At 50.4% G+C, this 12819-nt stretch carries 12 protein-coding genes and 1 tRNA gene; 9 read left to right on the forward strand and 4 right to left on the reverse strand.

Annotated features, from left to right (window positions below; genetic code table 11):
• Position 1 precedes the first annotated feature (1 nt).
• Complete coding sequence (locus ACLPHM_RS14000) at positions 2-1222, forward strand: multidrug effflux MFS transporter (protein ID WP_430221837.1); 1221 nt, start codon at positions 2-4, stop codon at positions 1220-1222.
• Between the two features lie 37 nt (positions 1223-1259).
• A complete protein-coding gene (locus tag ACLPHM_RS14005) occupies positions 1260-2036 on the forward strand; it encodes a Nif3-like dinuclear metal center hexameric protein (protein ID WP_430221838.1) in 777 nt (258 codons plus the stop codon).
• Positions 2037-2123: 87 nt separating this feature from the next.
• Here the strand turns inward: ACLPHM_RS14005 and mscL are convergent, their stop codons facing one another.
• Entirely contained in the window at positions 2124-2603 is a 480-nt protein-coding gene (mscL, locus tag ACLPHM_RS14010) for a large conductance mechanosensitive channel protein MscL (RefSeq protein WP_430221839.1), read from the reverse strand.
• A gap of 130 nt (positions 2604-2733) precedes the next feature.
• On the opposite strand from mscL, the gene petA reads away from it, so the two are divergent.
• The 5 genes from petA to ACLPHM_RS14035 all read left to right on the forward strand — a co-directional run bounded on the left by petA (position 2734) and on the right by ACLPHM_RS14035 (position 6844).
• A complete protein-coding gene (gene petA / locus ACLPHM_RS14015; protein WP_430221840.1) occupies positions 2734-3375 on the forward strand; it encodes a ubiquinol-cytochrome c reductase iron-sulfur subunit in 642 nt (213 codons plus the stop codon).
• 36 nt (positions 3376-3411) lie between these two features.
• Positions 3412-4800, forward strand: a complete 1389-nt coding sequence (locus ACLPHM_RS14020; protein ID WP_135861428.1) for a cytochrome b — start codon at positions 3412-3414, stop codon at positions 4798-4800.
• A gap of 19 nt (positions 4801-4819) precedes the next feature.
• Positions 4820-5671, forward strand: a complete 852-nt coding sequence (locus tag ACLPHM_RS14025) for a cytochrome c1 (protein ID WP_430221841.1) — start codon at positions 4820-4822, stop codon at positions 5669-5671.
• A 115-nt stretch (positions 5672-5786) separates the two neighbouring features.
• Positions 5787-6398 (forward strand): glutathione S-transferase N-terminal domain-containing protein, encoded by a 612-nt coding sequence (locus ACLPHM_RS14030; protein ID WP_135861430.1) that lies wholly within the window; start codon positions 5787-5789, stop codon positions 6396-6398.
• Between the two features lie 5 nt (positions 6399-6403).
• Positions 6404-6844 carry a ClpXP protease specificity-enhancing factor gene (locus ACLPHM_RS14035; protein WP_430221842.1) on the forward strand — a complete coding sequence of 147 codons (441 nt, stop codon included), beginning with the start codon at positions 6404-6406 and terminating at the stop codon, positions 6842-6844.
• A 131-nt stretch (positions 6845-6975) separates the two neighbouring features.
• Here the strand turns inward: ACLPHM_RS14035 and cysW are convergent, their stop codons facing one another.
• From cysW to cysP, 3 genes are read right to left on the reverse strand one after another with little or no spacing between them, the layout of a single operon-like run.
• Positions 6976-7806, reverse strand: coding sequence for a sulfate ABC transporter permease subunit CysW (gene cysW / locus ACLPHM_RS14040; RefSeq protein ID WP_430221843.1), 831 nt, complete (start codon positions 7804-7806; stop codon positions 6976-6978).
• Positions 7803-8699 carry a sulfate ABC transporter permease subunit CysT gene (gene cysT / locus ACLPHM_RS14045; RefSeq protein ID WP_430221844.1) on the reverse strand — a complete coding sequence of 299 codons (897 nt, stop codon included), beginning with the start codon at positions 8697-8699 and terminating at the stop codon, positions 7803-7805. Before cysT ends, cysW begins: the two co-directional genes overlap by 4 nt.
• A gap of 10 nt (positions 8700-8709) precedes the next feature.
• A complete protein-coding gene (gene cysP / locus ACLPHM_RS14050) occupies positions 8710-9714 on the reverse strand; it encodes a thiosulfate ABC transporter substrate-binding protein CysP (protein WP_430222025.1) in 1005 nt (334 codons plus the stop codon).
• Positions 9715-9974: 260 nt separating this feature from the next.
• Between cysP and ACLPHM_RS14055 the strand changes: the two genes are divergently transcribed.
• Positions 9975-12005 carry a BCCT family transporter gene (locus tag ACLPHM_RS14055; protein ID WP_430221845.1) on the forward strand — a complete coding sequence of 677 codons (2031 nt, stop codon included), beginning with the start codon at positions 9975-9977 and terminating at the stop codon, positions 12003-12005.
• A 57-nt stretch (positions 12006-12062) separates the two neighbouring features.
• Positions 12063-12138, forward strand: a tRNA-Thr gene (locus ACLPHM_RS14060).
• Positions 12139-12819 lie beyond the last annotated feature (681 nt).

Below are 12819 nucleotides of genomic sequence, written 5' to 3' on the forward strand. Positions count from 1 at the left end.
CATGACATCCCATCGCAATACCGCCGCTGGCGGCCTATCTCTTTCCCTGATCCTGCTTCTTGCCTTGTTTACCGCCATGGATGCCATGGCCATAGACATGTATTTACCCAGCATGCCCGCCATAGGTCGCGGCTTTGGGGTATCAGCCGCTCAAGTACAACAAACCCTCTCCATTTTCTTGATAGGGTTGGCGGTAGGCCAAGCTGCTTACGGCCCCTTACTGGATAGATATGGCCGTAGACTGCCTATGCTCATAGGGGTAGTGATTTTTGTGGCTGGCTCAGTCGTTGCCGCCTTGGCTCCTAGTATCGAGTGGCTGTTGACGGCTCGCTTCTTACAAGCGTTGGGGGCCGCAGCAGGCTTAGTCACACCACGTGCGATTGTGTCAGATCGCTGCACGCTGGCTGAGTCAGCTCCCATCTTTTCACTGCTGATGCAGATCATGATGATTGCCCCCATTCTGGCCCCCATCATTGGTGGATTTTTACTAGAGCAGGGCAGTTGGCGTTTGATATTCTGGGCGTTAGCAGGCATCGGTGTGCTAGGTCTAATCTGGGGCATCGTCACCGTACCCGAAACACTACCTGCCCAACAACGCAGCAGTCTAAGCCTGAGCAGCATTTTGCGCTCGTACAGCCAGCAACTACGCTTACCTACTTTCATGGCCTATACGCTGGCCGGCAGCTTCGTATTATCGTCCCTGTTCTTGTACATCAGTCATTCTGCCTTTATCTTTACTCAGCATTTTGACCTTACGCCCAGTGTATTCAGCTACCTATTCGCCGGTAATGCCGTGAGCCTCGTTATAGGTGGACAACTCAGCACTTCACTGTTGAAGCGCGGCTTTGCCGAAACCCGCGTAACGTACATAGGTCTGTGTCTGCACCTACTGAGTGGTGCTTTATTGTTCATCATCGTACAACTAGGGTTAGCGTCACTGTGGAGCTATGCTACGCTCATTGCTTTGGCCATTGGTTCGCTGGGGCTAATTTTTGGTAATCTGACCGCATTGACCATGCACCATAGCGGTAAGCAAGCAGGCGTAGCCTCGGCGCTCATGGGCACGTTGCAATACCTGATCTCTGCGCTGGCAGGGTATGTGATTGCCTTCTTTGGTCAGGGCCCAGCCGTATTGCCACTAGCTATCGCTGGATGTGCGTTACTGGCGCTGTTATTCTGCAAACTGGCCGAACGCCCACAGCCACCACTGGTACAGGCCTAAGCACTACGTTCAACCTTAGTTTATTGATGGAAGCACCATGTCACAGATCACCCGAACAGAACTGGAGCACTGGCTCACTGCCACCTTGCAGCCTCACCGCTTTTCGGATTACTGCCCCAACGGCATACAGGTAGAAGGGCGCGACACCATTCGCCATATCGTGACAGGTGTAACTGCCTCACAAGCTCTGCTGGACACCGCCATAGAGCGGGGGGCCGACACCATATTGGTGCACCACGGCTGGTTCTGGAAAAACGAAGACGCTCGCATACGTGGCATCAAAAAGCAGCGCCTGCTGACTACGTTGCAGCACGACCTGAATTTGTTCGCGTACCACTTACCGCTAGATGCCCACCCCACCTTGGGTAATAACGCCCAACTGGCACAGGTGCTAGAGCTAGAACCTTCCTTCGATGATGAGGGCGAACCAGTCACCTGTGGCCCGGGCGGACTCATCTGGTTAGGCAAAAGTAAGCACCCTCAGACCCTAGAAAGCTTGGGCCAACTAGTTTGCAAGCAGTTGCAACGACAGCCATTAATTGTAGGTTCACCGCAACAAAGCGTGTCTACTGTTGCATGGTGTACTGGTGGAGCCCAAGGTTATATGCAAGCGGCACTGGATGCAGGCGCTGATGTCTACATCACCGGAGAAGCTTCTGAACCCAACTTTCATCTGGCACACGAAACGGGTGCCGCCTTCATCGCGGCAGGGCACCACGCCACCGAGCGCTACGGCGTCAAAGCACTAGGCGAAGCTATTGCACAGCGTTTTGGCATCCAAGTGGACTTTGTAGACGTGGATAACCCCATCTAACTGTTGCAAGAACAGTACAAAATACCAAAAACAAAAAAGCCCCGATTTTCGGGGCTTTTTTTGCGACGTTATCGCTAGATAACGACATTACTGAGCAGAATCACGTGTCTTCAAAGAGTCACGAATTTCACGCAGCAACACGATATCCTCTGGAGTAGGTGCTGGAGGAGCTTCTGCTTCCTCTACCTTCTCTTCAGCCATCAGCGTATTGCGCATACGATTCACCATTTTCACCATCAAGAACACCACGAATGCCAACAGGACAAAGTTGATGAAAACCGTGAGGAAGCTACCCCAGGACAGCAATACAGCCCCTGCTTCATTCAATGCTTCCAGCGTTTGTGGTCCTGTATAACCTTCAGGTGAACGTAGTACAATGAATTGATTAGAGAAGTCGACTTCGCCGCCCAGCACGAAGCTGATGATGGGCATGAAGAGGTCTTTCACCAGTGAATCAATAATTTTGCCAAACGCGCCGCCAATAATCACACCGACGGCGAGGTCGATCATGTTGCCTTTTACCGCGAACTCCCTAAATTCTTTGATAAAACCACTGGTTTTGCTCATATAAACCTCTCTGATCAAGTCACTTGTGACGGGTAATGGCTATAATACCGGGTTGATATAACTTAACCCAGACCCAAAATCCGTAAATTTTGTGGTAAGCCCCGAGGGGGGTAGGAATAAGGATACTAGAATGAGTCAGATTACGACACAGCCCGATCAAAACGGGGTCGACGAGCAGAAGCCTGCCGATCCTTCGCGCCGTTTCTGGGTCACTACTGCCTGTGCGGTTGGAGGTGTCGCCGGGGTTGGCGCCGCCGTTCCGTTTGTCGGGTCATTCGCCCCGTCAGCCAAAGCCCGCGCTGCAGGTGCTCCTGTAGAAGTAGATATCTCCACACTCGCTCCTGGCGAAATGCGTACTGTAGAGTGGCGCGGCAATCCTATTTGGATCATGTACCGCACTCCAGAACAACTCGCCGAGCTAAGCAAGCACGATAACCAGCTGGCTGATCCGGATTCGAATCGTCCTGGTTTCACTCCTGCCTACGCCAAAAACGAGTACCGCTCACGCCGCCCAGAAATTTTTGTCTGTATCGGCATCTGTACTCACCTTGGATGCTCCCCGACCCCTCGTCTGAATTCCGGTGCCCAGCCTGGTTTGCCCAGCGACTGGGATGGCGGTTTTCTGTGCCCCTGTCACGGTTCAACCTTTGATCTAGCCGGGCGCGTTTACATGAATAAACCTGCACCCGATAACCTGGAAATTCCTCCTTATGAGTTTTCTGCCGACGGCAACCGCATCATGATTGGTGTGGACGAAAACAATAAGGCATAAGACATACCAATTTTCAAAGATTAAAGGAGCCGTTTCATGGCTGGTGAAAAAACCGTCGAAACGACAGGTCTCTTAGGATGGATTGATAGACGCTTTCCGCTGTCGTCACTCTTTAAAGAGCATATGTCGGAGTACTATGCGCCAAAGAACTTCAACTTCTGGTATTTCTTTGGCTCGCTAGCACTGTTAGTGCTGGTCATTCAAATCGTGACCGGGATTTTCCTGGTAATGAACTACAAGCCTGATGCTGCCTTGGCCTTTGCCTCGGTGGAATACATCATGCGCGAAGTACCGGGTGGCTGGATCATCCGTTACATGCACTCCACCGGCGCCTCCATGTTCTTCGTGGTGGTATACCTGCACATGCTGCGCGGCCTGATTTACGGCTCATACCGCAAACCTCGTGAGCTGGTCTGGATCTTCGGTGTGGCACTGTTCCTCTGTTTGATGGCGGAAGCCTTCTTGGGTTACCTGTTACCGTGGGGCCAGATGTCCTACTGGGGTGCACAGGTGATCGTGAACTTGTTTGCCGCCATTCCATTCATTGGCCCTGAGTTGGCGATTTGGATCCGTGGTGACTACGTAGTGTCTGACGCTACTCTGAACCGCTTCTTTGCCTTGCACGTGATTGCGATTCCTTTGGCCATTATTGGTCTGGTGGTTGCTCACATCATCGCGCTGCACGAAGTAGGCTCTAACAACCCAGACGGCGTAGAAATCAAAGAAGGCCCCAAAGATGCCAAAGGCAACCCTTTGGATGGCATTCCTTTCCACCCTTACTACTCCGTACACGATATCGTGGGCGTAGCTGGGTTCCTGATCGTGTTTGCGGCTATTTTGTTCTTCGCTCCAGAAATGGGCGGGTACTTCTTGGAATACAACAACTTCATTCCAGCTGACCCAATGAAGACACCTCCGCACATTGCTCCGGTTTGGTACTTCACACCGTTCTACTCCATGTTGCGTGCAACGACTGCCGATTTCACATGGATTCTGGCTGGTTCTGCGGTATTGGCTGCTGTGGTCTTATTCTTCAAGAGCCGTCAGCCCGGTATTTTGCGCCTGATTGCACCAGTTATCCTGTTGGGCGTAGCTGTAGCACTGAAAATTTTTGACGCGAAATTCTGGGGCGTGGTCTCCATGGGTGGCGCTGTAGTGATTCTGTTCTTCTTGCCTTGGCTAGATGCATCACCAGTGAAATCCATCCGTTACCGTCCTACCTGGCACAAATTCCTGTACGCGATTTTCTTCATTAACTTCGTGATACTGGGTTACCTAGGTACACAACCACCAAACGACCTGTTCAACCTGCTGAGCCAAATTGGCACCGTTATCTATCTGGCATTTTTCTTCTTAATGCCTGTGTGGAGCCGCATGGGTACATTTAAGCAGGTACCGGATCGCGTGACCTTTCGCGCTCACTAGGACTCAACACGGATAGACCATGATTAAGAAACTATTTGGAATCTTGGCGTTGTCCCTGTCTTGCTCGGTGGCGGTTGCCGCCGAAGCAGGCTACCCGTTGGAAAGCGCCCCTAATCGCATTACCGACATGCCTGCACTGCAAAACGGTGCAAAGCTGTTCGTTAATTACTGTTTGAACTGTCACAGTGCCAACTCCATGCGCTACAACAAGCTCACGGAAATTGGCCTGACAGACGAAGAAATCCGCAAGAACTTACTGTTCACGGGTGAAAAAGTTGGTGATTTAATGACCATCGCCATGACACCTGCTGACGGTAAACAATGGTTTGGCGCTACGCCTCCAGACCTGTCTGTGACTGCGCGTGCCCTGTCTACCAACTTGGGCCCAAGCGGTACTGACTACATCTACACGTACTTGCGTACGTTTTACCGTGACGTAAATCGTCCTACTGGTTGGGATAACTTGGTGTTCCCAAGCGTAGGTATGCCGCACGCCTTGTGGCAACGTCAGGGTCACACTCAAGTAGAGCGCACAACTGTTGCTGAAGCAGTAGACGCAGATGGAAAAACATCTTGGGTACGTACTGTGACCAACTTTGATCAGTACGGTTTCTCTAGCAGTAAAAAAGAAACACTGCCCGCCGACTACAAAGACGGCGCCAGTGAGTCTGTTAAGTACACCCCTGTGAATGCATCGCAAGCCAAAGAATTTGCTAGCGATGTAGCTGACCTCAGCAACTTTATGCAGTGGATGGCAGAACCTGTGCAAAACACCCGTAAGAAAATTGGGTATGCTGTGATAGGCTTCTTGTTAATCTTCTTCTTTGTTGCCTGGCGTCTAAACAAAGCGTACTGGCGCGACATCAAGTAATGTCTTGTGACCATGCTGCCTACACGGCAGCATGGTAATCTTACAAAGACGCCGGTATTATTATCAGAGCCTACGCTGGCTCTTGTTTTTATTTCTACGACTGGAAATCCTCACTATGATGGTACTCTACTCTGGAACTACATGCCCCTTTTCACAACGCTGCCGTTTCGTGTTGTTTGAAAAAGGCATGGATTTCGAGATTCGCGATATTGACTTGTACAACAAGCCCGAAGACATCGCCGTCATGAATCCATATGGCCAGGTACCTATTCTGGTTGAGCGCGAACTGGTTCTGTACGAGTCCAACATCATCAACGAATACATTGATGAGCGTTTCCCGCATCCTCAGTTGATGCCTGCAGACCCCACCATGCGCGCCCGTACACGCCTGTTCCTGTACAACTTTGAGCGTGAACTGTTTACCTACGTTTCCATTTTGGAAGACCGTAGACAAGCAGCTGACCCCAAAGCTCAGGAAAAAGCTCGTGCGCAGATTCGCGATCATTTGGCTCAACTAGCTCCTATTCTGACCAAAAACAAATACATGTTGGGCGAAGAGTTCTCCATGTTAGATGTGGCGATTGCTCCATTGCTATGGCGCTTGGACCACTACGGTATAGAACTGCCCAAGAGCGCTGCTCCTGTACAAAAGTACGCCGAGCGCGTGTTCTCCCGTCCGGCCTTCATTGAGGCACTGACACCATCCGAAAAAGTCATGCGTCGCTAAACACTATGCAAGAGACTTCTACTAAACCCTATCTGATTCGTGCTCTGCACGAGTGGTGCACAGATAATGGCTACACACCGTATATTGTGGTGACTGTGGACGACAACACTGTTGTTCCCCCCGGTTACGTACAAGATGGCCAAATCACACTGAATCTAGACTTACTCGCTACCAATCAACTCATTATTGGTAACGACTACATTGAGTTTCAGGCACGATTTGGCGGTGTTGCTGAAGACCTATTCGTGCCCGTTGCTGCCGTCAGCGCTATTTATGCGCGTGAGACAGGTGCCGGTATGGGGTTTGAGGTCTCTGAGTCCCCCGTTTATCCGGGGACAAGCAGCACTGCTGACTCAGCTCCAGCCGCCACACCAGCGCCTGCAGCTGAAAGTAGCGAATCACGTGCAGCAGCGGATAAAGCGCCGCACCTGAAAATCGTTAAATAACAGACGGCTGAACTGTCTAGCGCCTTAGGGCTACAAAAAAGCCTACCTGCAAACAGGTAGGCTTTTTTACGCCTGTGGATAAGGTTTGAGCAACAAGATCACTCGCTGGCCAAACCCTACTATGTATAACCTTAGTTTTGCGGTGCCGCTTTGTTTTGCTGCAAACGCCATTCCAACAGACTTTTAAGGCCCACGGTCAGGATCGCCATGCCCGCCAACAAAGCCGCGGCGGTAAAGGCAGCAGCCGTTTTGTAGTCGTTATTCAATTGCTCTACCAACAACGACAGGGTAAGCGTTTGGTTCATCACCGTACCAGACACCACCGATACCGCACCAAACTCACCAATCGCCCGTGCGTTAGTCAGTACAACGCCATACACCAAGCCCCAACGGATATTAGGCATGGTCACTTGCCAGAAAATCTGCCAGCCTGACGCACCCAAGCTCAGAGCAGCTTCTTCTTGCTCACTGCCCAGTGTTTGCATCACAGGGATCAAGATACGTGCCACATACGGTACGGTCACGAAGATAGTGACCATCACGATACCCGGCCATGCAAACATCAGTTGCACATTATGAGCCCCTAACCAGCGGCCCATCACAGTTTCAGCACCGTACACCACCAAATAACACAGACCAGCCACCACAGGCGATACAGCGTAAGGGATGTCCACAAACAGGCTCAACAAGCGTTTACCTCTGAACTGGTAGTGCGTCATACACCATGCCAGCAAGATACCGAACACCATGTTCAATGGCACGCTTAGTAGCGCCACAAAGATCGTCAGCCCAATGGCATGCTGCATGAAATCTTCGCTCAGGTTTTCCGTCAGCAGTGTCCAACCGCCCGCAATCACCTGACTAAAAATCAACGCCAGCGGGATGATGAGCATCACCACCACCACAGCCAAGCCTGCACCTACTTGCAGCCACTGTCCAAAACTCTGGGGTTTCTTTCTCATGATCGTTGCCGTTGCCAGCCCAATAAACGTCCTTGCAGCACTTGCAGGACAAACAATAACAATAAGGAAGCCATCAACACTACCGATGCAATCGCTGCGGCGGCAGGGTAGTTGAATTCTTGCAAGCGCACAAAAATCATCAATGATGTGACTTCTGTTTTGAAAGGCGCATTACCGGCAATCATGATCACCGCACCAAACTCACCCAAGCTACGAATAAAAGCCTGGGAAGCGCCTGTCACAATGGCTGGAATCAGCGGCGGCAGAATGACTTTGAGGAAGATCTGCCAGCGACGTGCACCCAGCGTTTGCGCGACTTCTTCGTATTCCGTACCCAGCTCTTCAATCACAGGCTGCACAATACGCACTACAAAGGGCAGGCTGGTGAAGGTCATCGCCACCAAAATACCGGGGTACGCGTAGGAAATCTTGATGCCCATGGCAGCAAAGTATTGCCCCAACCAACCACCGGGTACAAACAGCGCAGCCAAGGTTAAGCCCGCAACTGACGTAGGCAACGCAAAGGGAATATCTACCAGGGCATCCATCATACGGCGGCCCCAGAAGTTATATCGAGTCGTCACCCATGCAATCAAGAAACCAATAAAGGTTGCCGCAATGGTGGAATAAAAGGCTGCACTTGCAGTGACCTTATAACTCTGCACCACCCTAGGATGCGAAATAGCGCGCCAGTACTGTGTCCAAGTCATGTCGCTGACGTAAATCAGTAATGCCGACAACGGTAGCAAAACCACGATGGACAAATAGAAGAGGCTGAGACCAAAGCTCAGCCCAAAACCCGGCAAAATGGGTTTACGTAAGAAAAACCATTGGCGAACGGGGGAGGCCGTTGCGACCTGCTCCCCGGATACAGCCTTAGACAATGTTGTCATAACAAACTACTTACTGTGCCTGAATCTGATCCAACACGCCGTCTGTAGCAAAGTGCTTGGTTTGGATGTCTTTCCAAGAGCCCAATACGTCGGTTGGGTTCACCAATTTGACGTCTGCAAACTTGCCTGCATTTTCTTTGGCAACTTCGTCGTTGGTCACACGGTAGTTAAAGCCAGCCAGCAAACGTTGGATCTCAGGTGTGTACTGGAACTCCAAGTACTCTGTCGCCACATTACGTGTACCGCGCTCGTCTACCACTTTATCCACAACCGCTACGGGGAACTCAGCCAACACGCTGGTTGGAGGCACTACGATCTCGAACTCTTGGTCTTTGAACTCTTCGCCATTCACGATATTCAGTTCTTCAGACTCAAATGTCAGCAGTACGTCGCCTTGGTTGTTCTGAGCAAACGCTACCGTTGCACCACGACCGCCTGTGGGGAAGTTTTCTACGTTACCTAGCACTTGGCCTACGAACTCACGGATTTTGGCTTCGTCACCGCCGAATTTCTCGTGTGCGTACAACCAGGCACCTAAGTAGGTGTAACGTGCGTTACCGGAGGTTTTAGGGTTAGGAAACACCAAGCCTACGTCTTCACGGGCCAGATCATCCCAATCCTTGATGTTTTTAGGGTTGCCTTTACGCACCAAGAAAGCGATGGTGCTGTAGTAAGGCGAGCTGTTGTTAGGCAAACGCTCGGCCCAATCGGCTGCCACGATATCGCGGTCTGCCAAAATGTCGATGTCGGTCACTTGGTTAAACGTCACCACATCCACTTTTTTACCTTGGATGATGTCTTGAGCTTGTCTGGACGTACCTGCGAAAGATTGGTCGATTTTGAGGTCTTCGCCGGTCTTCTGCTTCCAATGCTCAACAAATTTCGGATTCACCGCAGCAAAGGTTTCGCGTGCCACATCAAACGATGCATTCAATATGCTGGTTTGTGCCACAGCAGCTGTGCTGGCAGCAGTAGCAACTAAGGCAAGTGCTCCAACAATTTTCTTCAGATTCATCATTAACCCCGCAATATATTTGAGTGACTGCAACGGCAAAACCGTTTATCCATGAAGTGCATTATGCAGAGTCACCATATAAATACGAACGATAATGTACTCATTCACTTATTACTTTAAGGAATAATGAATCACTTGAAACCTACCTCGCACAGCGGACTTAATTAAAAATTCCTGACAATGATTGCATATGCTAATCATTCGTACCAGAATGATTTCTGATAAACTAATAGCCTTTAAAACACTAGTACCAAAGGTCTATGAGGTCCAATAAAACCCCTACAAGCCTACATCCTCCCGTCTTTTATCCTGCTGCTTTTCTAATTTTGGCTCTCGTGGCGTTCGCAATTCTTGCGCCAGAAACTGCCCAAAACCTCTTCAGCGCCACGCAAAACTGGATCATCACCCACGTTAGCTGGTTCTACATTCTCACCGTTGCCATCATTTTGCTTGCTGTCATTTTCTTGGCAGTGAGTCGTTATGGTGATATCAAGCTAGGCCCCGATCACTCCCAACCCGATTACAAAAACATCACCTGGTTTGCCATGCTGTTTTCTACCGGTATGGGTATTGGTTTGATGTTCTTTGGTGTGGCCGAACCGGTCATGCACTTCATGAGCCCACCTACGGGTGAGGGCGGCACAATTGAAGCCGCGCGTGAGTCCATGAGCATCACCTTTTTCCACTGGGGCTTACACGCTTGGGCTATTTACGCCATCGTGGCCTTGGTGCTGGCTTTCTTCAGCTACCGCCATGGCTTACCACTGAAACTGCGCTCGGCCTTGTACCCGCTGATCGGTGACAAGATCTATGGCCCTATCGGCCATGCTGTGGATATCTTTGCCATTATCGGTACGGTATTTGGTGTGGCCACATCCTTAGGTTTTGGGGTGGCACAGATTAATAGTGGTTTGGAATACCTGTTCGGCATGGAAGTGACCACGCTGAATCAAATCATTCTGATCGTCATTGCCTGCGGCTTGGCTACGTTGTCAGTAGCCAGTGGTTTGGATCGCGGCATTAAGATTTTGTCTGAGCTGAACTTAGCTTTTGCCGTATTGCTGCTGTTGTTCGTGCTGATTCTTGGCCCTACCGTATTCATCATGCAAACCTTTATGCAGAATACGGGGGCTTATCTTTCTGACATCGTCAGCAAAACCTTTAACCTCTACGCCTACGAACCCAACGACTGGATTGGTGGTTGGACACTGTTCTACTGGGGCTGGTGGTTGGCATGGTCTCCATTTGTAGGCCTGTTTATTGCCCGCATTTCCCGTGGCCGTACCATTCGTGAATTTGTACGCGGTGTACTGCTAGTACCTGCCGGTTTCACACTGCTATGGATGACTGTGTTTGGTGATACCGCTATTCATGCCATCTTGTACGACGGTATGCAGGAATTTGGCGTCTTTGTACAAAACAATACCTCGCAAGCCTTGTTTGTGTTCTTAGAGCAATTGCCCTTTGCGTCCATTACTTCCGGCCTAGCCATTTGTATGGTGGTGGTGTTCTTTGTGACCTCCGCTGACTCCGGCGCATTGGTAGTAGACTTGCTAGCCTCTAAAGACGGTGAGCCATCACCCGTATGGCAACGTATATTCTGGTCTGCCTTGGCTGGTGTAGTAGCGATTGCCTTGCTGTTGGCTGACGGCCTACAAGCCCTGCAAACCGCGACTATTGCTAGTGCGTTGCCGTTCTCTATTATCTTGCTGATTGCCATCTGGGGGCTGTTCAAAGCGCTGCAACTGGATGCCACGAAACGCCACATCCGTTATCAAACGGTGGCACGTAGCCAGCCAGTAGCACCAGGGCAGCCATGGCAAAAACGCTTGCGTAACCTGATTGTGATGCCTAAGCGCGAACAAGTATGCCGCTTCTTAGACAACACGGTAGAGCCTGCGATGCAAGCGGTAGCTGCCGAACTGCGTAAAGCCGGCTTTGATGCCAAGATGACTATTTTAGAGCGATCTGAAGATCAACCAGAACGTGCTTTGGCCTTAGATGTAGAGCACCACGGCGCTTACCAAGACTTCCGCTACAAAGTGCGCCCCATGTGCGTCATTCGTCCTACCTTGCGTACGGCCGATGTGAAACGTGACGACGAGGTGTATTACCGTGCTGAAGTGTTTCTAAGCGAAGGCGGTCAGGACTACGACGTTATGGGTTGGAGCCAAGACGAAGTGATCGGCGACATACTGGATCAGTACGAACGCCACCGTCACTTCCTGCATTTGGTGCACGATAACGACCCAACCATCCTGGCTGAAAACACTCAAAATGGGGAATCTTAAGAAAGTTTAGAAAAAACGCTTGCGTTTTAAGAACACCCCCCATATAATTCTTATTTCGCCGGCTTAGCTCAGTTGGTAGAGCAGCGCACTTGTAATGCGAAGGTCGAGGGTTCAACTCCTTTAGCCGGCACCAAAGATATCAAGCAAAACGCCACCCCTAACCGGGTGGCGTTTTGCTTTTCTGAATAGCTGTGACCGCATGTAGACTCTCACACCCAGTCCTAACACACTCGTCAGACTACGTTTGATTTCTGTGTCTGCCTAAATTTTCACTTCACGCGCCGCCAATAGCAGTTTGCCTAGACAAATTTGATGCGCACAGCAGAGTCATTACTCAAGGCGCGAGTTTCCTGACCCCTATCTTGTTACTGGATAAGTAATAAAAAGGAGTCTATCTCTAGCTTCCTCTGCCCCTATTATAAATTGGTAGTAATAGGTGCTTTGTGCAAGATGGAGGACGCTTAGAAGTACTTCTATCTAAAAGAGGCTAGCTCAACTAGGTTATTAAGACATGTCTCATCTATATGACCACCTTGGCGTAAGTAAAACTCGTAGACTAACCTGATGACATGGGCCTCCGCCTCCGGCCTAAGCGTTAACTCCTGTTTCGTAGACAACCTTCTAGATATCGCTATTATCTTTTCAAGCGAGTCTAAATCTATATAAGTAGGAGGGGGGTATGTCGGAGGACGTATATAAGGGCTCCCTTCGCCCGAAGCCAACCATCCCACAGATAGTTTCGCGATTTCTGACATTTTTAATAAATGCGAGCGCGATGGCTCAGAACTCCCTAAGCACCAACCGGTCAGCACTG

It is taken from the genome of Paenalcaligenes sp. Me131, from assembly GCF_050487225.1.
Lineage (GTDB): Bacteria > Pseudomonadota > Gammaproteobacteria > Burkholderiales > Burkholderiaceae_B > Paenalcaligenes.

Coding starts and splice junctions, on each gene's coding strand:
- cysP (WP_430222025.1), bottom strand. CDS start 9,714: ATGAATCTGAAGAAAATTGTTGGAGCACTTGCCTTAGTTGCTACTGCT.
- ACLPHM_RS14035 (WP_430221842.1), top strand. CDS start 6,404: ATGCAAGAGACTTCTACTAAACCCTATCTGATTCGTGCTCTGCACGAG.
- ACLPHM_RS14030 (WP_135861430.1), top strand. CDS start 5,787: ATGATGGTACTCTACTCTGGAACTACATGCCCCTTTTCACAACGCTGC.
- petA (WP_430221840.1), top strand. CDS start 2,734: ATGAGTCAGATTACGACACAGCCCGATCAAAACGGGGTCGACGAGCAG.
- ACLPHM_RS14025 (WP_430221841.1), top strand. CDS start 4,820: ATGATTAAGAAACTATTTGGAATCTTGGCGTTGTCCCTGTCTTGCTCG.
- ACLPHM_RS14020 (WP_135861428.1), top strand. CDS start 3,412: ATGGCTGGTGAAAAAACCGTCGAAACGACAGGTCTCTTAGGATGGATT.
- ACLPHM_RS14055 (WP_430221845.1), top strand. CDS start 9,975: ATGAGGTCCAATAAAACCCCTACAAGCCTACATCCTCCCGTCTTTTAT.
- ACLPHM_RS14000 (WP_430221837.1), top strand. CDS start 2: ATGACATCCCATCGCAATACCGCCGCTGGCGGCCTATCTCTTTCCCTG.
- cysT (WP_430221844.1), bottom strand. CDS start 8,699: ATGACAACATTGTCTAAGGCTGTATCCGGGGAGCAGGTCGCAACGGCC.
- mscL (WP_430221839.1), bottom strand. CDS start 2,603: ATGAGCAAAACCAGTGGTTTTATCAAAGAATTTAGGGAGTTCGCGGTA.
- ACLPHM_RS14005 (WP_430221838.1), top strand. CDS start 1,260: ATGTCACAGATCACCCGAACAGAACTGGAGCACTGGCTCACTGCCACC.
- cysW (WP_430221843.1), bottom strand. CDS start 7,806: ATGAGAAAGAAACCCCAGAGTTTTGGACAGTGGCTGCAAGTAGGTGCA.